The 18,822-nt window shown below is 71.5% G+C and carries 17 protein-coding genes; 10 read left to right on the forward strand and 7 right to left on the reverse strand.

The window, feature by feature from the left end; all coding sequences use genetic code 11:
- From DW297_RS18820 to DW297_RS05855, 5 genes are all read left to right on the forward strand, one after another.
- Positions 1-491, forward strand: a 491-nt coding sequence (locus tag DW297_RS18820; RefSeq protein ID WP_168442805.1) for a hypothetical protein, incomplete at its 5' end; no start/stop codon positions are given.
- A gap of 71 nt (positions 492-562) precedes the next feature.
- Complete coding sequence (locus DW297_RS05840) at positions 563-1,255, forward strand: phosphocholine cytidylyltransferase family protein (protein ID WP_136030312.1); 693 nt, start codon at positions 563-565, stop codon at positions 1,253-1,255.
- Positions 1,256-1,336: 81 nt separating this feature from the next.
- Positions 1,337-2,332, forward strand: a complete 996-nt coding sequence (locus tag DW297_RS05845) for a hypothetical protein (protein ID WP_136030314.1) — start codon at positions 1,337-1,339, stop codon at positions 2,330-2,332.
- A gap of 89 nt (positions 2,333-2,421) precedes the next feature.
- Complete coding sequence (locus DW297_RS05850; protein ID WP_206253148.1) at positions 2,422-4,011, forward strand: acyl-CoA carboxylase subunit beta; 1,590 nt, start codon at positions 2,422-2,424, stop codon at positions 4,009-4,011.
- Positions 4,008-4,256, forward strand: a complete 249-nt coding sequence (locus DW297_RS05855) for an acyl-CoA carboxylase subunit epsilon (RefSeq protein WP_206253146.1) — start codon at positions 4,008-4,010, stop codon at positions 4,254-4,256. Before DW297_RS05850 ends, DW297_RS05855 begins: the two co-directional genes overlap by 4 nt.
- 21 nt (positions 4,257-4,277) lie before the next feature.
- On the opposite strand, the gene DW297_RS05860 is transcribed toward DW297_RS05855, so the two are convergent.
- From DW297_RS05860 to DW297_RS05880, 5 genes are all read right to left on the reverse strand, one after another.
- On the reverse strand, positions 4,278-5,510 hold the full coding sequence (locus tag DW297_RS05860) for an ROK family transcriptional regulator (protein WP_206253144.1): 1,233 nt from the start codon (positions 5,508-5,510) through the stop codon (positions 4,278-4,280).
- A gap of 216 nt (positions 5,511-5,726) precedes the next feature.
- Positions 5,727-6,746: a DUF962 domain-containing protein gene (locus DW297_RS05865; RefSeq protein ID WP_240744531.1), complete on the reverse strand. Its 1,020-nt coding sequence runs from the start codon at positions 6,744-6,746 to the stop codon at positions 5,727-5,729.
- Positions 6,743-7,978: an ATP-binding protein gene (locus DW297_RS05870; protein WP_136030321.1), complete on the reverse strand. Its 1,236-nt coding sequence runs from the start codon at positions 7,976-7,978 to the stop codon at positions 6,743-6,745. The genes DW297_RS05865 and DW297_RS05870 overlap by 4 nt, the downstream gene beginning before the upstream one ends.
- Positions 7,968-8,627: a response regulator transcription factor gene (locus DW297_RS05875; RefSeq protein ID WP_136030323.1), complete on the reverse strand. Its 660-nt coding sequence runs from the start codon at positions 8,625-8,627 to the stop codon at positions 7,968-7,970. Before DW297_RS05875 ends, DW297_RS05870 begins: the two co-directional genes overlap by 11 nt.
- A 41-nt stretch (positions 8,628-8,668) precedes the next feature.
- On the reverse strand, positions 8,669-9,907 hold the full coding sequence (locus tag DW297_RS05880) for a class I SAM-dependent RNA methyltransferase (protein WP_136030325.1): 1,239 nt from the start codon (positions 9,905-9,907) through the stop codon (positions 8,669-8,671).
- Positions 9,908-9,930: 23 nt separating this feature from the next.
- Between DW297_RS05880 and DW297_RS05885 the strand changes: the two genes are divergently transcribed.
- The gene (locus DW297_RS05885; protein WP_136030449.1) at positions 9,931-10,566 is read left to right on the forward strand and encodes a Maf family protein; all 636 of its coding nucleotides are present in this window, start codon (positions 9,931-9,933) and stop codon (positions 10,564-10,566) included.
- 78 nt (positions 10,567-10,644) lie between these two features.
- Entirely contained in the window at positions 10,645-12,411 is a 1,767-nt protein-coding gene (locus tag DW297_RS05890) for an acetyl/propionyl/methylcrotonyl-CoA carboxylase subunit alpha (RefSeq protein WP_136030327.1), read from the forward strand.
- A gap of 73 nt (positions 12,412-12,484) precedes the next feature.
- Here the strand turns inward: DW297_RS05890 and DW297_RS05895 are convergent, their stop codons facing one another.
- A complete protein-coding gene (locus DW297_RS05895) occupies positions 12,485-13,933 on the reverse strand; it encodes an NAD(P)H-quinone dehydrogenase (protein ID WP_136030329.1) in 1,449 nt (482 codons plus the stop codon).
- Positions 13,934-13,981: 48 nt separating this feature from the next.
- Between DW297_RS05895 and DW297_RS05900 the strand changes: the two genes are divergently transcribed.
- From DW297_RS05900 to DW297_RS05910, 3 genes are read left to right on the forward strand one after another with little or no spacing between them, the layout of a single operon-like run.
- Positions 13,982-14,815, forward strand: a complete 834-nt coding sequence (locus tag DW297_RS05900; protein WP_136030331.1) for a purine-nucleoside phosphorylase — start codon at positions 13,982-13,984, stop codon at positions 14,813-14,815.
- Entirely contained in the window at positions 14,812-16,482 is a 1,671-nt protein-coding gene (locus tag DW297_RS05905; protein WP_136030333.1) for a phospho-sugar mutase, read from the forward strand. Before DW297_RS05900 ends, DW297_RS05905 begins: the two co-directional genes overlap by 4 nt.
- Before the next feature lie 2 nt (positions 16,483-16,484).
- Positions 16,485-16,748: an HPr family phosphocarrier protein gene (locus DW297_RS05910; protein WP_136030335.1), complete on the forward strand. Its 264-nt coding sequence runs from the start codon at positions 16,485-16,487 to the stop codon at positions 16,746-16,748.
- 2 nt (positions 16,749-16,750) lie between these two features.
- Here the strand turns inward: DW297_RS05910 and DW297_RS05915 are convergent, their stop codons facing one another.
- Positions 16,751-18,673 carry a BglG family transcription antiterminator gene (locus DW297_RS05915; RefSeq protein ID WP_136030337.1) on the reverse strand — a complete coding sequence of 641 codons (1,923 nt, stop codon included), beginning with the start codon at positions 18,671-18,673 and terminating at the stop codon, positions 16,751-16,753.
- Between the last annotated feature and the right edge of the window lie 149 nt (positions 18,674-18,822).

Consider the following 18,822-nt stretch of genomic DNA (forward strand, 5'->3'; position numbering starts at 1 on the left):
CCTTCGATGACGAGGCCTTCGATGACGAGGCCTTCGATGACGAGGCCTTCGATGACGAGCCCTTCGCTCCCGCGGCTTGCGATGCTGACGTCTTCGCTGCCGTGGCCTTCGCTGCCGTCGTCTTCGCTGCCGCCCCGCCCGTCGCCTTCTTCACGGTGGTGGTGCTGCGGCGAGGCGCACGTGGCTTCTTGGCCGCGGTCGCGGCGGTCGCCTTCTTCGCGCTCTCCGCCGCTGACGCGCTCGCGTCGGGCGTTCCCGAAGGGGTCTCGTTCGTGTCCACCTCGGCGGTGCGGTCGTCAGGGGAGGAAGTCACCGTCCTACGGTATCAATGGGCGGCTTCCAGCCAAGGCCCCACGCGACAATCCGACATCCGGACCGCAACGCGAGGAGGAATGCAAGGGGGTTGCCGAGGCTGTGCGTTGCGTGTGTACTCGGTCACGAAATGGCAACAGGGACCTCTGGGCCCCGGGCTTCCCAGGCGGAATCGCTAGCATGATTCCCGGCACGACGAAGTGTCTGGTCGGTGAACCGGCCGTGAACACAACTTCCTTTAGGAGCACTCGTGACTCTTCAGACCGTCATCCTCGCAGCCGGCATGGGCTCTCGACTCGGCCGCGCGCTGCCCAAGCCGCTGACCGAGCTCAACGACGGCCGCACGATCATGCGCCAGCAGCACGACAACATCCGCGCCGCCTTCGGCTCTGACGCGCGCATCACCACCGTGGTGGGCTATCGCGCCGAGACGATCATCGAGGCGTTCCCGAACGTGAACTACGTCCACAACGACCGCTACGACGAGACCAACACGTCGAAGAGCCTCCTTCGTGCGCTCGGCGCCACCGGCCGCGGCGGGGTGCTCTGGATGAACGGCGACGTCGTGTTCGACCCGATGATCCTCGGCCGCGCGGTGGAGTACATCGAGCGCGACCAGTCGTTCGTGACCGTCAACACCGCCAAGGTGAGCGACGAAGAGGTCAAGTACACGGTCACGGCCGAGGGCTACATCAAGGAGCTGTCCAAGACCGTCAAGGGCGGGCTCGGCGAGGCAGTCGGCATCAACTACATCTCGTCCCGCGAGAAGAAGGCGTTCATGCGTCAGCTGCAGCGCGTCGAGGACCAGGACTACTTCGAGCGCGGCCTCGAGCTCGCGATCGCCGAAGACGGCCTGCTGCTCGAGCCGATGGACGTCTCGGACCTCTACGCGGTCGAGGTCGACTTCGCAGAAGACCTGGAGCGCGCGAACCTCTTCGTCTGATTCCACGACACCGAGAGCCCCTGTCCCCCGCGGACCGGGGCTCTCGGTGTTTTCGCGGTGGAATTCCGTAGGATCGGCGCCATGGCCCCCAAGGTGCACAAGATCCACTCCCTGCCGGATGACGCCCCGTGGGACAAAGGCATCCCGCCGACCGGCTCACCCGAACACCCGATGATGGTGCGCGGCCTCGACCGCGTTCTCTCTATCCAGCGACCGCTCGTCCTGGCGCACATCCGGAGCATCCGCCTTCGCCACCCGCACGCCACGCCCGCGGAGATCATCCGCATCCTGGAGCGGCGGTACCTCGCGGCGGTCACGGCCGGCGGCGCCGCCGTCGGTGCGACCGCGGTGGTCCCCGGGATCGGCACCGGCGTCACACTCGCGCTGTCCGGCGTGGAGACGGTCGGTTTCGTGGAGTCGACGGCGCTCTTCGCGCAGTCGGTGGCCGAGGTCCATGGGATCGCTGTCGGGAATCCCGACCGCGCGCGGGCGCTGGTGATGACGTTGATGCTCGGCAAGGAGGGCGTCGACCTGGTCGGTCAGCTGGCGGGACAGATCGCGGGGCGCGGGGTCAGCCGCTCGGCGTACTGGGGCGAACTCGTGACCAAGTCGCTGCCTCGTGCTGCCGTCGGCCCGCTGGTCGACCAGTTGAAGAGCATGTTCGTGAAGCAGTTCGCGGCGAAGGGCGGCGCATCCTTCGTCGGCAAAGCCATGCCGTTCGGTATCGGCGCGGCGATCGGCGGGGCAGGCAACCACCTCCTGGGCCGCCGCGTGCTGACGACCTCGCACCGCGCGTTCGGGGCAGCCCCCGTCGATCTGCCCTCGGAGCTGGAGCCGGTGCCGGGTGCGGAGAAGCTGGAGCTGCGCATGCTCCGCGGAGCCCGCTACGCCGGCAACGCGGTCGCGGGCGCAGCCGGAACGGTCGCTCGTGGAGCGGGCTGGGTGGGCCACCGCGTGGGCGAGGTCGCGGGGCGACGTCGCGGGGACGCGGTCGCGGAGCTCGACGAGGGCGAGGGCGAGGTCGCGGGCGACCACAACCTGCCCGAGCGTCCGGGTGCGGACACCGCCGAGCGGTGACGGCGGGCGCGCACCTCACCAAAGGATCGCCCGACCCGTTGTGCCGAGCATCCAACGGACGCGACGACGGCGACGCTAGGGTGGAATCCGTGACGGACAAGCCCGACCTCTTTACCACCGCCGGCAAGATCGCGGATCTCCGCGCCCGCTACACCGAGGCCGTCGTCGACGCCGAGGCGAAGGCGAAGGAGAAGCAGCACGCGAAGGGCAAGATGACCGCCCGCGAGCGCATCGAGCTCCTCGTCGACCCCGGGAGCTTCGTCGAGTTCGACGAGTACGTGCGCCACCGCACGACCGCCTTCGGCATGGACCGCTCGCGCCCCTACGGCGACTCCGTGGTCACGGGCGTCGGCACCATCCACGGGCGCACCGTCGCGGTCTACTCCCAGGACTTCTCGACGTTCGGCGGCTCGCTGGGCGAGGTCGCGGGCGAGAAGATCGTCAAGATCATGGAGTTCGCCCTCGCCGGAGGCATGCCGTGCATCGGCATCCTCGACTCGGGTGGCGCGCGCATCCAGGAGGGCGTGGTCGCGCTCGGGAAGTACGGCGAGATCTTCCGTCTGAACACCCGCGCGTCCGGCGTGATCCCCCAGATCTCCATCATCATGGGCCCGGCCGCGGGCGGCGCCGTGTACTCCCCCGCGCTCACCGACTTCGTCATCATGGTCGACAAGACCAGCCAGATGTTCGTGACCGGTCCCGACGTGATCAAGACCGTGACCGGCGAGGACGTCGGCATGGAGGAACTGGGCGGCGCCTACACGCACAACACGCGTTCGGGCGTGGCGCACTACCTCGCGGAGGACGAGGACGATGCGATCGACTACGCGCGCACGCTCCTCGGCTTCCTGCCCGACAACAACATGGCGGAGCTCCCCTCGTACGAGAGCGCGTTCGAGTTCGAGACCACCGACGCCGACCGCACGCTCAACACGATCGTCCCCGACTCCCCCAACCAGCCGTACGACATCCACACCGTCATCGAGCACGTCGTCGACGACGGCGACTTCCTCGAGGTGCAGCCGCTCTTCGCGCCGAACATCGTGATCGGCTTCGGCCGCATCGAGGGACGTTCCGTCGGCATCATCGCTAACCAGCCCTCGCAGATGGCGGGGACCCTCAACATCGAGGCGGGCGAGAAGGCCAGTCGCTTCGTGCGGTTCTGCGACGCGTTCTCCATCCCGATCGTGACGCTCGTGGACGTGCCCGGCTACCTTCCCGGCACCGATCAGGAGTGGACCGGCGTGATCCGCCGCGGCGCCAAGCTGCTGTACGCGTACGCGGAGGCGACGGTCCCGCTCGTCACGGTCATCCTGCGCAAGGCGTACGGCGGCGCCTACATCGTCATGGGATCTAAGCAGCTCGGTGCCGACGTGAACCTGGCCTGGCCGACCGCCGAGATCGCCGTCATGGGCGGCCAGGGCGCCGTCAACATCCTGTACCGCGGGGAGATCAAGAAGGCCGAGGAGGCCGGGGAGGACGTCGCGGCGGTCCGGACGCGACTCGCGAACGAGTACACGTACAACGTCGCATCCCCCTTCCTCGCCGCAGAGCGGGGGGAGCTCGACGGCATCATCGAGCCGGCCAACACCCGGGTGTCCGTGGCGAAGGCCCTGCGCGCTCTGCGCGGCAAGAGGGCCGAGCTGCCGCCCAAGAAGCACGGGAACATCCCGCTGTGACGGCGCAGGACGCTGCGGCGGAGGGCACGGCAGCGGCCCCTCCGATGCTCGAGATCACCCGGGGCACGGCGACGGAGGAGGAGCTCGCCGCCCTCATCGCCGTGATCGGAGACGCCTACGCCACCGAACAGGCGGAGGCGACGGTCGACGAGCCGCGCGTCTCCGCGTGGGAACGCACGCAGCGCCCGCTCCGGCGTCCCCTGCGCCGCGACATCCCCTGGGGCCGCTTCTCCGGCCGAGGCTGACGGGCTCGGCCGGAGGCACGTTCACCGGCCCAGCAGCAGGTCGGACGTGCGCGGCGTGAGCATGGAATCGAGAACGACGCACGCCGCGCCGACCGCACCGACGTCGTCGCCCACCACCGTGCTCTGCACCGGGAGCGCTCGGACGGCTCGCGTCGCGCTGGACCGCGCGAGCCGCGCGGCGACCTCCGGCAGCGACAGGTCGGCGAGGCGTCTCCAGAACGGACCGCCGAACACCACCCGGTCCACGTCGAGCAGGTCCGTGAGCACGAGCGTCAGCGTCGCCAGGTGTTCGGCGGCACGCTGCACGACAGCCCCCGCCGACGCCTCCCCGGCCGCGGCCCTGACACACAGTTCGGTGAGGCTCGCGTCGAGTGCGGCCCTGTCCCCGGGGCGCCGACCTCCGGCGAGAACCCCGAGCTGCTCCGCCCGTTCCACGATCGCCTCGGGGGTGCACACCACGTCGACGCAGCCCCGCGAGCCGCACGCACACCTCGGCCCCTCCGGATCGACCACGATGTGCCCGATCTCCCCGAGGTTGCGGGTGCTGCCACGCACCGCCTCGCCGTCTCGCACCACGGCGGCGCCGAGGCCGGTACCGAGATAGAGGAACACGAACGAGTCGTCGGACGGCCCGCGCCGCGTCCACAGCTCGCCGACAGCCGCTGCCGTGGTGTCCTTCTCCAGCACGACCGGCAAGCCGATCGCGGCCGCCAGATCGTCCTGCAGTGCCACCCGGTGCCAGCCGGGCAGCTTGGGAGGATCGATGACCGTGCCCCGGGTCGCGTCGAGCGGTCCCGGAGCAGCCACGCCGACCCCCGCGATCCGCTCGCGCGGCACTCCCGAGCCCTCGACGAGCTCCTCGATCTGCGCCGCGAGATCGGCCAGGATCAACGACGGGGCCTCAGCGGGCGTCGCCATGCTCGACCGCCGCACGACCTCCCCGGCGAGGTCGAGCAGCACGAAGGTCGTCACCGCCGGATCGAGGTGCACGCCGACCGCGAACCTGCTCTCCTCCACCAGCCGCAGCATGACCCGCGGCTTACCCGGTCCGCTGATGGTCCGACCGGCTTCCCGGATGAGCCCCTCGTCGAGCAGCCGGCGCGTGATGTTCGTCACGGTCTGGGCCGAGAGCCCGGTGACCTGCGCCAGCTCGATACGGCTCAGCCCATCGACCGCATGCCGGACCGCCTCGAGGATGACCGACTGGTTGAAGTCGCCCATCCGCGGAAGGTTGGTTCCCCGCCGTGTACCCATCGTTCGATGATCCTCCTCACGCGTCGCTGCGCGTGTCCCCCAAAATACCTACAGACAAGGTGTTGACGACCCCGCAGACTGAAGGGGACGCTTCGCGTTCGGCTGGTCTCTCTGTCCCAGGGTAGACAGACGCTGATCGGCCACCAGCGGACGGTTTTCGGGTAACTGTCCGCACGGCGAGGGGCAGGCGATATCGCCGCCCCTCGCCCACTCTCCTCACGACCGCCGTGCGGGCTCGCTGCCCGCCTCGCGCACGATCTCGTGCCACAGGTCGACCGAGTCGTCGTCCGCTGCACGCCGTCCGGCACGACCCACCACGGTGACCGCCACCAGGGGGTCTTTGGCGGAGCGGATGATGATGCGACCGGTCCCCGCCGAGCGCAGCACCTGCGCCAGCTCGTCCCGGATCTCGATCCGTCGGTCCTCACCGATGCCGTCCAGCCCGCCCTCGTCGAACACCGTCACCGATGCACCGCGTCGACGGGCGGCCTCGATCGCATCGCGGACGTCGTCGTTCAGCAGGTCCGCCCCGCGCAGCTCGTCGCGCAGCCGCCCCTCCGCCAGTCGCGCCTCCAGCCGCTCGTCCTCGTCCAGCGCACCGCGCGTGGCGACGACCCGACTCAGCACGGGCCCGGCGACGGCGAGGGCGAACTGCGTGCGCAGTCGCCGCTCCCGCTGCCGCACGCGCTGCGTGGCGTGCCAGGCCGACACCGCCTGCTGGATCTCGGAGAGCCGCTCCGTGTCCCTGACCGCCCTATCCCAGAACATCACCAGGAGCTGCGCGACCACCACCCACATGATCGAGCCGACCACGCCCAGGTTCAGAGCGACGCCGACGCCGAGCGCCGCGGACGCCGTGGCGACCAGGATCAACAGGGCCGACCACCCGATGACGGGTCGCCGCCGAACGACGCACACGACGGCCAGCAACCCGAGGCCGCCGATGTACCACGTGGCGAACGGTGCCGTACGGTCGGCGGGGTCGAGGGACACGGTGACCAGGACCGGGATCACCGCGGTCGCCGCCAGCGCGAGCAGCGACGTCCACAGCGGCATCCGCACGGTCGCGGGATGCCCGAGGATCGCGACGGTGACCACCGCGAGGAACAGTCCGATACCAAGCACCATGAGCAGCGGTGCCGTCGGCTGCTCGATCCACCAGACACCACGCGCGACGAAGTACAGCGCGAAGCCCACGGCCAGCGACGTCGCGACACTGCGCACCGTCCGGTTCACGAGCGCTCCCATCCGAGCGTGACCGTCGTGCCGTCCTCATCCGACACGATCTGCGCGCTGCCGGCGACACCGGCCATGCGCGCGAGGATCGATGCGCGGATGCCCAGCCGGTCGGGGCCGATCGCGTCGACGTCGAAGCCGGGGCCGTGGTCGGAGATCGTGACCGCGATCCCCTCATCGCCGTGGCCTTCCGCGACGATGTGCAGTCCACGTCCGTGCGCGTGCGTCACCGCGTTGCCGATCGCCTGCCGCGCCGCGAGCACCAGTGCTCTGGCGGCACGTCCGGGGATGAGGCCGATGCCTCCGCGCTCCTCGACGATGGCGTCCGCGCCGAGCTCCGACAGCGCCCGGCGCAGCTCGACGACGATCTGTGCGGTGCCGACCGGTTCGTCGCTGCCCTCCTCCGCCACCGCGGCCTCCGTGTTGGCCAGCCGCGTCAGCGCCTCCCTGGCCATCGCGACCGCGAGCTCCTGTGCCCTCTCCCCGTCCGCACGCTCCGCGGCGATCAGCGCGGCGAGCACGCTGTCGTGCATGAGCGCCGACATCGCCACCCGCTCCTCCTCCGCGGCGGCCGCGGCGGCCGCAGTGGCGTAGGACGCCACCGCCGTGCCCCTCGCCTCGTCGACGCCCCCCGCCACCGACCGGAACATCCAGCCGAGCGACACGATGACCACGCCCAGGATCAGCGTGAACGACACGTCGAACGCGGTCGTGACCCAGAACTCGCGCGAGAACCCGCCCTGCACCAGCCGGACGTAGCCGTACACGAACGGCACGCCCACCGCCCACGCGAACTGCAGCCGCAGCGGGAAGGCCAGCATCGCGGCGACCACCCCGACGTTCACCAGGAAGAAGATCCAGGGCTGCGCGCCGGCGACCTTGTCGGCGGGGTCGACGACGACGGGCCACGCGGCGAGCGCGACCACGTAGACCACCGCGAAGATCCCCGCGGCGACGCGTACCGCGCGGCCGACCAGGCACGCCACGAGCATGACGATGAGCGGGACGAAGACGACCACGAGCAGGAGCATGTGCGGCACATCGGCCCTGGACAGGGTCGCGATCGCGGCGATGAGCGCCTGCACGCCGAGCACCGCCGAGCCCAGCGCCACCACGATCGCGAGGATCCGCTCCATCCGCTTCGACGTGAAGCGCTCGAAACCGCTCTCCACGCTGCCGGGAGACGGGATCTTGCTCCAGGCGTCGCGGACGCTGAGCGGCTCAGTGGGCACTCGGCGCCCCGTCGGCGGCCACGATGCCGTCCTCCATCGCCCGTCGCAACAGGTCGACCTTGGTGGGGGCGGGCCGCCCGACCTCGACGTACTTGACCCGGATGCGGGTGATGTTCTCCTTCGCGGTGGAGTAGGCGACGCCGAGCCGCTCGGCGACCGCCTTCAGCGGCAGCCCCGTGGCATACAGTCGCAGGACCTCGCGCTCTCGCGTGGAGAGCTGGGCATCCGCGAAGGCCCGGTCGCCATCCACCGCGCTCGCCCACTCGACATTGTTCAACGCCTCGCCCTGGGCGACCGTGCGGATCGCGTCGAGCACGTCGTCGAGGGCCGAGGACTTGCTGACCACGCCGGCGGCACCCGCCGCGAGCGCCTCCCGCACCGCGGCCGGCCGGTCGGCGACGCTGTGGATGACCACGCTCGCCCCGTCTGCCACGAGCGAGGTGACGTTCTCGGTGACGGTCGTCCCGTCACCGAGGGTGAGGTCGAGCACCACCACGTCGGCGGGCGGCACGACCGCGCTGGACCGCCACGTCAGATACGACCCCACCGTGCTGCCGGAGAACACCACGGTCTGCCCGTCGCGGGCGAACGCGGCCTCGAGACCGAGGCGGACGGACTCGTGGTCGTCGATGAGGGCGACGGTGCTCATGCCCACAGCCTACTGAGTCCCGCTCGCGGGTCGCCGCGCCGTCAGCGGGTGAGGAGCGCGACGACCTCGAAGTGATGCGAGTGCGGGAACAGGTCGAAGCCGCGCAGCGTCCCCACCCGCCACCCGAGCTCGCGGAACGTGCCGAGGTCGCGGGCGAGCGCCACCGGGTCGCACGCCACGTACACGACCGCCTCCGGGGCGAGCGCGTGCACACCCTCGACGACCGCGCGACCCGCACCGGCGCGCGGCGGGTCGAGCACCACGGCGCCCGTACGACCGCGGCTCGACGCGCCGGAGAGGAAACGGTCGACCCTGGCGGTCACCGCCGACACCTCGACCGGAGCGAGATTGACCTTGGCGTGCTCGGTCGCCCGCCTGCTCGACTCGACGGTGACGATGTCGGTGCCGCCCAGATCCGCCAGCGTGCGGGCGAACAGTCCCACCCCGCCGTACAGGTCGTAGTGCGTCGCCCCCGGGTCCACCCGCCCGTCGAGCAGCCCGTAGACGGCGGCGTCGAGCACCGAGGCCGCGCGCGGATGCACCTGCCAGAAGCCGCCGGCGTCGACCTGGAACACACGGTCGCCCACGCGCTCGTGCACGACCTCGGGCGCGGGTCGGCGGCCTCGGCGCGGAGCCCGCCGCTCGGACTCGGGGTGACGCAGCACCCGGACCTCGCCGTCGGCCGGCTCGACGAGCTCGATGCGGCCCGGCTCACCACCGTCGAGCGCGAGAGCGGCGGCCTCGACCGCCTGCCGCGCAAGCGGGTACGAGCCGACCGGCACCACGCGGTGGCTGCGCGCCGCGAACGGGCCGACGACACCGCGGTCGTCCACGTGCAGGGTCACCCTGGTGCGCCAGCGCGCGCCATCTCCGGACTCCACGGCCTCGATCTCCGGCGCCTCCAGCCCGGCGCCGGCGAAGCGGTCGAACGCCTCGCTCAGCACCTGGCGCTTCAGGACACGCTGCTGCCCGAGCTCGATGTGGCCCAGGTCGGCGCCGCCCGGACGGTCGGCGGGGTCGCGCGACACGTCGGCCTCCGGCCACAGGTGCGGGCGCCGGTGCGGGGAGGCCTGGACCACCTCGACCGTCTCGGCGCGCCAGAAGCTGCGCGTCTCCGCGTCCGCAGCACCCGCGGGGGTGAGCAGCCGCGCCCGCACGCGCTCTCCGGGGATCGCGTCGGAGACGAACACCACACGACCCTCGTGACGGGCGACGAAGGTCCCTCCGTGGGCGATGCCGGTGATGTCGAGTTCGAGCACGTCGGCTGCGGAGGAAGTCATCCTTCGAGGATACGGTGGTGCACATGCGCGTCTGCCTCGCCTCCACGTCTCCCGCCCGGCTCATGCTGCTGCGCCACGCCGGCATCGAGCCACTCACCCTCGCGCCGGATGTCGACGAGGACGCCCTCGCCGCCGCGGCCGAGGAGCGCGTGGGCCCGCTCGCACCCGCCGACCTGGTGCTGCTGCTCGCCAGGGCCAAGGCGGCGGCCGTCGCCGAGCGGCTGAGCGCCGACGGCGACTTCGACGGCCTGGTGATCGGCGGCGACTCGATGTTCGAGCTCGCCGGACGCGTGTACGGGAAGCCGTATACCCCCGAGGAGGCGACGCGCCGCTGGCAGGAGATGCGCGGCGCCACCGGGGTGCTGCACTCCGGGCACTCCGTCTTCCGGGTCTCCCCCGGCGCGACCCCGGTGGAGGCGACCGCCGTCGCGGAGGCCGCGGTGACCTTCGCCGACGACCTGGACGACGCGGAGATCGCCGCCTATGTCGCGTCGGGTGAGCCCCTGCTCGTGGCCGGTGCCTTCACGGTCGACAGCCTGGGCGGTGCCTTCATCACCCGTGTGGAGGGCGACCCGTCCACCGTGGTCGGCATGTCCCTGTCGACCGTGCGCCGCCTGGCGGGTGAGCTCGGGGTCCGCTGGACCGACCTGTGGTCGTAGACTCCCCTCCACGTTTTCGATCGTTTCTTGTCGAGAGTCGTCAAAGGGATCGGGGGGCTACTCGCTAGGCTGGCAAGCATGCCTGCAATCGCCAAGGTGCTCATCGCCAACCGCGGCGAGATCGCCGTCCGCATCATCCGTGCCGCACGCGACTCCGGGATCGCCTCGGTCGCCGTCTACGCCGACCAGGACCGTGACGCGCTGCACGTGCGTCTCGCCGACGAGGCCTACGCGCTGAGCGGCTCGACCAGCGCCGAGACCTACCTCCAGATCGACAAGATCCTCTCCGTCGCCCGCCGCGCCGGTGCCGACGCCGTGCACCCCGGCTACGGCTTCCTCGCCGAGAACGCCGAGTTCGCACGCGCCGTGATCGACGCGGGCATCACCTGGATCGGCCCGTCGCCCGAGGCCATCGAGGCCCTCGGCGACAAGGTCACCGCGCGTCACGTCGCCGAGAAGGTCGGCGCCCCGCTCGCCCCCGGCACCCCCGGCCCCGTCGCCGGCGCCGACGAGGTCGTGGCGTTCGCGAAGGAGTACGGCCTGCCCATCGCCATCAAGGCCGCGTATGGCGGTGGCGGACGCGGGCTCAAGGTCGCCCGTGAGCTCGACGAGGTCGCCGAACTGTTCGAGTCGGCCACGCGCGAGGCGGTCGCGGCCTTCGGTCGCGGCGAGTGCTTCGTCGAGAAGTACCTCGACAAGCCGCGCCACGTCGAGACCCAGTGCCTGGCCGACGCCGCGGGCAACGTCGTCGTCATCTCCACGCGCGACTGCTCGCTGCAGCGCCGTCACCAGAAGCTCGTCGAGGAGGCTCCGGCCCCGTTCCTCACCCCGGAGCAGAACGAGCAGCTCTACACCGCGTCGAAGGCCATCCTCAAGGAGGTCGGCTACGTGGGGGCGGGGACGTGCGAGTTCCTGATCGGCGCCGACGGCACGGTCTCGTTCCTCGAGGTCAACACGCGCCTCCAGGTCGAGCACCCGGTGTCGGAGGAGGTCACGGGCATCGACCTCGTGCGCGAGCAGTTCCGCATCGCCGCGGGCGGCACCATCGACTACGACGACCCCCAGCCGCAGGGCCACTCGATCGAGTTCCGCATCAACGGCGAGGACCCGGGTCGCGGCTTCCTCCCCCAGCCGGGCCCGATCCACGTGTTCAAGACGTTCGGCGGCCCCGGGATCCGCCTCGACTCCGGCGTGACCGCTGGTGACTCCGTCTCTGGCGCCTTCGACTCCCTGCTCGCGAAGATCATCGTCACCGGCAAGGACCGTGCCGAGGCGCTCGAGCGCTCGCGCCGCGCCCTGGACGAGTTCGAGGTCGCGGGTCTCCCCACCGTCATCCCGTTCCACCGCAAGGTGGTGCGCGACGCCGCCTTCACGGCGGAGGACGGCGACTTCGGCGTCTACACGCGCTGGATCGAGACCGAGTTCGACAACGACATCCCCGCGTGGGACGGCGAACTGGAGTCCCCCGCCGCCGCAGGTGCACGGCACACGGTGGTCGTCGAGGTCGGGGGCAAGCGCCTCGAGGTGAGCCTCCCCGACCGCGTCGCGGTCTCCGCCGGCTCGTCCGGACGGCCCGCTGTCGTGCCGCCGTCGCGCCGCAGCCACACCACCACCGCGAACGCCGGCGCCTCCGGCGACGCCGTCAAGTCGCCCATGCAGGCCACCGTCGTGAAGGTCGCGGTCGAAGACGGCCAGCAGGTCGTCAAGGGCGACCTGGTCGTCGTGCTCGAGGCCATGAAGATGGAGCAGCCGCTGCAGGCGCACAAGGACGGCGTCGTGGGCAACATCAACGCCGACGCCGGGGCCACGGTCTCCGCCGGACACCAGCTCCTCACCATCAGCTGACACCCGGAACACACAGGAAAGGGCACCCCGCCGCGGCGGGGTGCCCTTTCCTGTGTGTCCGGAGGAGCGGGACTCAGGAGATGTTCACCAGGTGCATGGCCCGGCTCGCATCGGTGATGCTGCTGGACAGCGACGGGTACGCCGCGAACACGCGCGAGACCTGGTCGACCGTGAGGCGCCGTTCGACGGCGATCGCGATCGGGTAGATCAGCTCGGACGCCTTCGGCGCGACGATCACGCCGCCGATCACGGTGCCGGAGCCCTTGCGGGCGATGAGCTTGACGAACCCGTCCTTGATGCCCATCATCTTCGCGCGCGGGTTGGCGGCGAGGGGCAGCTTGTAGACCATGCCGTCGGCCAGGCCGTCCTCCACGTCCTTCACCCCGTAGCCGACCGTGGCGATCTCCGGGGCGGTGAAGATGTTCGACGTGATCTTGATGAGCTCGAGCGGGATCACGATGTCGCCGAGGGCATGGAACACCGCCGTGCGGCCCTGCATCGAGGCCACCGAGGCCAGGGGGAAGAAGTTCGTGCAGTCGCCCACCGCGTACACGTTCGGCACCGACGTGCGGGCCACCCGGTTCACGCGCACGTGGCCGGAGTCGTCGAGCTCGACGCCCGCCTCCTCCAGCCCGATGCCCGCGGTGTTCGGGATCGAGCCGACCGCCATGAGGCAATGGCTGCCCTCGACCGTGCGGCCGTCGGAGAGCGTCACCGTCACGCCGTCGCCCGTGACCTCCACCTTCTCGGCGCGGGACTTCGACAGCACCTGCATGCCGCCGCGCTTGAACACCTTCTCCAGCACCCGGGCGGCGTCCTGATCCTCGCCGGGGAGCACCTGCTCGCGGCTGGAGACGAGGGTGACCTTCGCGCCGAGGTTCATGTAGGCGGAGGCGAACTCGGCGCCGGTGACTCCGGAGCCGACCACGATGAGGTGCTCGGGAAGCGCCTTCATGTCGTACAGCTGCGTCCACGTGAGGATGCGCCTGCCGTCGGGCTTGGCGGAGTCGAGCTCGCGCGGCGACGCGCCGACAGCGACCACGATGGTGTCCGCCTCGACGCGGTCGAAGTCGGTGCCGCGCTCCCCCGTCGAGACCACGATCGCGTTCGGACCCTCCAGACGACCGTGGCCGGAGAGGATGCGCACGCCCGCGTCGAGAAGGGTCGTGCGCATGTCCTCGGACTGCTGCCCGGCCAGCGCGACCAGCCGCTTGTTGACCGCGGCGAGGTTGATCGCGATCTCGGGCTTGAGCGGCTTGCCGTTCTCGCCCTTCGCGTAGAAGTTCACGCCGAGGTCGCTCGCCTCGGAGATCGCGACCGCGGCGTCGGCGGTCGCGATGAGGCTCTTCGACGGCACCACATCGGTGAGCACGGCCGAGCCGCCCACCCCCACGCGCTCGACCAGGGTGACCTCGGCTCCGAGCTGGGCGGCCGCCAGGGCCGCCTCGTAACCGCCGGGTCCGCCGCCGAGCACGGCGACGCGCTGAGTGCGCTCGAAAGTGGTGGAAGACATGCTTTCCATTCTTCCCCAATCCTGGCCCCCGAGCCTGCACCTTCCTAGAGTGGATCCATGCCTGAAACGCACAGCAACCCCCTCGACGACCCCTCCGCGAACCCGTTCGAGGTGGCCGCCGCGGCCGCCTCCGACATCGCGCGCCTCACCGGCGTCGAGAAGCACGACATCGCCCTCACGCTCGGCAGCGGCTGGGGCAAAGCCGCCGACCTCATCGGCGAGACGGTCGCCACGATCCCCGCGACCGAGGTCACCGGATTCTCCAAGCCCGCCCTCGAGGGACACGTCGGGACGCTGCGCAGCATCCGCACCCCCGGCGGGAAGAACGTGCTGGTGATCGGCGCGCGCACCCACTACTACGAGAACCACGGGGTGCGTCGCGTGGTGCACAGCGTGCGAACGGCCGCCGCGACGGGGGCGAAGATCATGGTGCTCACCAACGGTGCCGGCGGCATCCGCGAGACCTGGAAGCCCGGCCAGCCGGTGCTGATCAGCGACCACATCAACCTGACCGCCGACTCGCCGCTCGAGGGGGCGACGTTCATCGACCTCACCGACCTGTACGCGAAGCGTCTGCGCGACGTCGCTCGGAGCATCGACCCCGACCTGGACGAGGGCGTCTACACGCAGTTCCGCGGTCCGCACTACGAGACCCCGGCCGAGGTGCAGATGGCGAAGGCGATCGGCGGGCACATCGTCGGCATGTCCACCGCGCTGGAGGCCATCGCGGCGCGCGAGGCGGGCATGGAGATCCTCGGGTTCTCGCTCATCACGAACCTCGCCGCCGGCATCCAGCAGACACCGCTCAGCCATGCCGAGGTGATCGAGGCCGGGCGGGAGGCGGAGCCGGTGATCTCCGCACTGCTGGCGAGGGTGGTCGAGGCCCTGTGAGCGAGGAGCGGCTCGCGCAGGCCCGCGCCTGGCTGCGGCAGGACCCCGACCCGCAGACCAGGGACGAACTCGCCGGCGTCGTGACCAGGGCCGCCGCGGGAGACGCCGCGGCCGTCGCCGACCTGGACGACCGCTTCGGCCGTCGGCTCGCGTTCGGCACGGCCGGACTGCGCGGTGAGCTCGGCGCCGGGAGCAACCGGATGAACAGGGTGCTCGTCGCCCAGGCCGCCGCCGGGTTCGCCGCGTACCTCCGCGAGCGCGCGGGGGGCGGCACGCCCACCGTCGTGATCGGCTACGACGGCCGACGCAACTCCCGGGTGTTCGCGCAGGACTCTGCCGAGCTCTTCGCCGGGGCGGGACTGCGCGCGATCCTGCTGCCGCGCCTGCTGCCGACCCCGGTGCTGGCCTTCGCCGTACGCCACCTCGACGCCGCCGCCGGCGTGATGGTGACGGCGAGCCACAACCCGCCGAACGACAACGGCTACAAGGTGTACCTCGGCGGCGCCGACCAGGGCTCGCAGATCGTGGCCCCCGCGGACGCCGAGATCGCCGCGCACATCCAGCGGGTCGCAGACGCCGGAGACGTGCGGTCGCTGCCGCGCTCCACGGAGTACGAGACGGCGGGCGAAGACGTGGTCGAGGCCTATATCGCCGCGACCGCCGCCGTGGCCCCGGCTCCGGACGACGCGGCCGGGCTGCGGTGGGTGTACACGGCCATGCACGGCGTGGGCTGGGAGACGGTGTCGCGCATCGTGAAGGCCGCGGGCTACCCGCAGCCGCTCGTGGTCGACGAGCAGCTGCGCCCCGACGCCACCTTCCGCACGGTGTCGTTCCCCAACCCGGAAGAGCCGGGTGCCATGGACCTCGCGTTCGCGAAGGCCCGGCGGACGCGCGCCGACCTCATCCTCGCGAACGACCCGGACGCCGACCGGCTCGCCGTGGCGATTCCCGACGACACCGCGCCGGAGGGCTGGCGCCGGCTCACCGGCAACGAGGTGGGCCTGCTGCTCGGCGCCCGCGCCGCCCGTGCGGCCGCCGGCACGCCCGGAGCCTCGCTGGCCTGCTCGCTGGTCTCCTCCCCCGGTCTCGGCGCGGTCGCCGCGCACCACGGCCTCGACTTCCACGAGACGCTCACCGGCTTCAAGTGGATCTCGCGGGCCCCGGGCATCGTGTTCGGTTTCGAGGAGGCGCTCGGCTACCTCGTGAACCCCGAGACCGTGCGGGACAAGGACGGCATCTCCGCCGCCGTGGCGCTGCTCGGGCTCGCCGCGGAGGCGCGCGGGCGCGGCGCGACCATCGCGGATCTGCTCCGCGAGCTCGGCGACACCTACGGGCACTTCGCGAGCGCCCAGGTGTCGGTGCGCGTGGCCGATCTGGCCCTCATCGGCACCGTCATGCTGGCGCTGCGGACCCTGCCGCCCACGCAGATCGGCGGGCGCTCCATCGCCTCGGCGGAGGACCTGCTGAACGCCGCGGACGGTCAGCCGTCGGGCGACGTGCTCCGGTACCGGCTGAGCGACGGCTCGCGCGTCATCGTCCGCCCGAGCGGCACGGAGCCGAAGCTCAAGGTGTACATCGATGCGCGGGGCGACTCGGCGGAGGGAGCGGCTGCGGCCGTCGCCGAGCTCGAGGCCGGAGTGCGCGCCCTGCTGGACGAGCGCTCCTGACCATGCCCGAGCGGACCGTCGTCGTGAGCGCGCACAACGGCGTGCACGCGCGCCCGGTCGCCGAGATCGTCCGGCTCGTGCAGGCGCACGACCGCCCGGTGACGCTGCGCACCGCCGACGGGACGACCGTCGACCTGAGCAGCGTGCTGGCGGTCATGGACCTCGCGATCGTGCCGGGCGATGCCGTCGTGCTGGAGACGGCGGCATCCCCCGCCGCGGAGACGCTGCTGGACCGGCTCGCCGACGTGCTCGCACCGCGGGGCTGAGCTCAGCCGTCGATCACCGCCACCAGCTCGTCGAGGAACGCCTCGAACGTGGTGCCGCGCCGCACGATGCGCTGCACGCTGTCGCGCTCGCTGAACACCTCGACGAGCTGCTCGAACACGGTCTGGAAGGCCGCGCGGTCGCCCTCGCTGAACGCGGCGAGCGCGACGACCTGCACGCGGGCATCGCCCCAGGCCGCGGACCCCTCGGCGACCCCGATCGCGATCGCAGTGCGGGTGGCCGTCATCTGCAGCGCGTGCGGCACGGCGAGCGCGTCGGTGAACGCCGTGGACGACAGGCGTTCGCGCACGATCGTGTTCTCCACGTAGTCGTCGCCGATCAGTCCGGCCGCCACCAGCCGCGCGCCGAGGAGCCGGATGATCTCCTCCTCCCCCGCATCGGGCAGCGGGAAGACGTAGGCGTCGTGCAGGAAGTAGCGCGCCAGCTCGGCCCGCAGCCGCGTGAGACGCCGGCCGCGGCGGACGCGGGCCGCGGCCTGCTGCACGCGGTCGACGTCGGCGTCGGTGAGGAACGGCTGGATGCGCACGAACCGCTCACCGGGTGAGCCGGGCTCGATCGTGCTGAGCACCAGGTCGGTGTCGAACGACGCCCAGTCGGGGTCGACGTTCGTGACGACGCTCGTGACCTCGATCGCGGAGCCGAGGGAGCGGTCGACGCTCGACCGCAGCAGCTCGTGCAGCTCGTAATAGCCGGGGCACACGATCGTCGCCGTGAGGATCGACTCGGCCTTGCGGCTGCGCTCGAGACGCCCGCCGACGTGCATCGCGATGTAGGCGATCTCGTCGTCGTGGACGGGGGTGCCGAGGCGGTCGTGCAGCCCGCTCGCGATCGACACCGCCACCTCGAAGATCATCGGATAGGTGGTCTTGAGCGACCGCGTGAGCGGGTTGCGCGTGAGGGCGCTCTCCTCCGCCCGTCGCCGCAGGTTCTGCACGTGCAGCGCGAGCCGCAGCACGAACGTCTCGTCGACCAGGTCGACCTGGAAGTCGTCCGCGGCCCTGGCGATCTCGGCCCGCACGGCCGCGTCGACCTCCGGCGCCACTCCGCTGCGCGCGACCTCGCGGGTCTCGTCGCCGCCCGGCGCCACGATGCGTGTGAGCACGAGGGACGCGAGGTGGGCGCTGTCGCCCTCGCCGAGCATCACGCCGAAGTGCTCGGCGGCGAGACGCGCGATCACGGCGCCCACGCGAGGGATCTCCGGTCTGGCCCCGGTCGGCGGCGTGTCGAGTGACCGCCCGGCGGCCACCCGCTCCGCGGCGATCGCGATGTGCAGCAGCACGTCGGCGATCGCGAGCTCGTTGACGTAGTAGCCGAGCTGTCCGAGCTCCCCCACCAGGGCCGACTTGAAGGGCGCGACCGCCCGCGGATCGACCGCCGTGCCGGACAGCGCGCGGCGGAACACCTCCGGGTGGAAGGACGCGTCGTCCATCTCGTCGTGCGCGAGCCGGCTGAGCAGCCGCCGCTGGGCCGCCTCGTCGCCACGCAGCCGCACGATCTCGCGCGAGCGGTCGAGGGTGAGGTCGGTGCCGTCGAGCAGACCGCGCACGCGCACGAGGTCGGCCTCCAGGGTGGCCTCGCTCACGTGCAGCTCGTCGGCGGCGTCGAACACGTCGACGCCCTCCGGCGCGTCGAGCAGCATGCGCACGAGCGCGTGCAACCGGTCGCGGGGCGTGGCCTCGCGGCCCTGGCGCACCCGTTGCGCGCCCCGGGCGCCCGACCCCGCGCGATAGCCGGCGGGTCCCGACTCCACCACGGCCGCGCCGGGCGTGCGGGCGTTGAGGGCGGCGACGTACGACCGGATGCTCCGCGGGGTCACGCCGAGGAGGTCGGCCAGGCTCCCGGCGGTCGCCCAGCCCTCCTGCCGCAGCAGCAGCGCGAGGAGCTGATCCTGGCGCTGGCGCGACATGACTCCCCCTGCTCTGGCGTGCTGACCGCACTGTCTCGACGTGTCTCCATGATGTCAGCCCGACGGGCGGGGCGCGCGGAAACCGAGGTTCCGCAGGGGCGGAAAGGAACGTGTTGGCGCGACCCCGCTCCGCGTTCTCAGACTGTTCT

It is taken from the genome of Microbacterium sp. PF5, from assembly GCF_004794315.1.
Lineage (GTDB): Bacteria > Actinomycetota > Actinomycetes > Actinomycetales > Microbacteriaceae > Microbacterium > Microbacterium sufflavum.

Excerpts from the sequence above, each read along its gene's own strand:
- DW297_RS05885 (WP_136030449.1), top strand. The coding sequence starts at position 9,931 with ATGCGCGTCTGCCTCGCCTCCACGTCTCCCGCCCGGCTCATGCTGCTG.
- DW297_RS05910 (WP_136030335.1), top strand. The coding sequence starts at position 16,485 with ATGCCCGAGCGGACCGTCGTCGTGAGCGCGCACAACGGCGTGCACGCG.
- DW297_RS05915 (WP_136030337.1), bottom strand. The coding sequence starts at position 18,673 with ATGTCGCGCCAGCGCCAGGATCAGCTCCTCGCGCTGCTGCTGCGGCAG.
- DW297_RS05895 (WP_136030329.1), bottom strand. The coding sequence starts at position 13,933 with ATGGAAAGCATGTCTTCCACCACTTTCGAGCGCACTCAGCGCGTCGCC.
- DW297_RS05900 (WP_136030331.1), top strand. The coding sequence starts at position 13,982 with ATGCCTGAAACGCACAGCAACCCCCTCGACGACCCCTCCGCGAACCCG.
- DW297_RS05875 (WP_136030323.1), bottom strand. The coding sequence starts at position 8,627 with ATGAGCACCGTCGCCCTCATCGACGACCACGAGTCCGTCCGCCTCGGT.
- DW297_RS05890 (WP_136030327.1), top strand. The coding sequence starts at position 10,645 with ATGCCTGCAATCGCCAAGGTGCTCATCGCCAACCGCGGCGAGATCGCC.
- DW297_RS05860 (WP_206253144.1), bottom strand. The coding sequence starts at position 5,510 with ATGGGTACACGGCGGGGAACCAACCTTCCGCGGATGGGCGACTTCAAC.
- DW297_RS05845 (WP_136030314.1), top strand. The coding sequence starts at position 1,337 with ATGGCCCCCAAGGTGCACAAGATCCACTCCCTGCCGGATGACGCCCCG.
- DW297_RS05880 (WP_136030325.1), bottom strand. The coding sequence starts at position 9,907 with ATGACTTCCTCCGCAGCCGACGTGCTCGAACTCGACATCACCGGCATC.